Below are 245 nucleotides of genomic sequence, written 5' to 3'. Positions count from 1 at the left end.
CCCCCCCCCCCCCCCCCCCCCCCCCCCTCTGAAAAAAGAAGCCGCCCTACCAGATGTAGCTCCGTCTCGTGGGCTCGGAGATGTGTATAAGAGACAGCGTCTGCCTCGACCGCGACCCGTGGGAGCTCGAGCACTCCGACCCCGCCGCGATCCGCGACACCCGGGTGCCGTGGGAGGCAAGGGGCTCAGGAGGCGTCGTGGACGAGTGCCTGTCTCTTATACACATCTGACGCTGCCGACGACGG

General features: G+C 67.8%; 1 protein-coding gene. It reads left to right on the top strand.

What is annotated here, in order from left to right; all coding sequences use genetic code 11:
• Positions 1 to 80: 80 nt before the first annotated feature.
• Positions 81 to 230 carry a hypothetical protein gene (locus ACR9ZK_RS23010; RefSeq protein ID WP_481344232.1) on the top strand — a complete coding sequence of 50 codons (150 nt, stop codon included), beginning with the start codon at positions 81 to 83 and terminating at the stop codon, positions 228 to 230.
• Positions 231 to 245 lie beyond the last annotated feature (15 nt).

It is taken from the genome of Monashia sp. HAY1-5C, from assembly GCF_056755255.1.
The sequence above is the reverse complement of the archived record's forward strand: the minus strand, read 5'-3'. Positions and strand labels throughout refer to the sequence as shown.

Bases quoted from the DNA above. Each gene is read 5' to 3' on its own strand.
- ACR9ZK_RS23010 (WP_481344232.1), top strand. From the start codon at position 81: ATGTGTATAAGAGACAGCGTCTGCCTCGACCGCGACCCGTGGGAGCTC.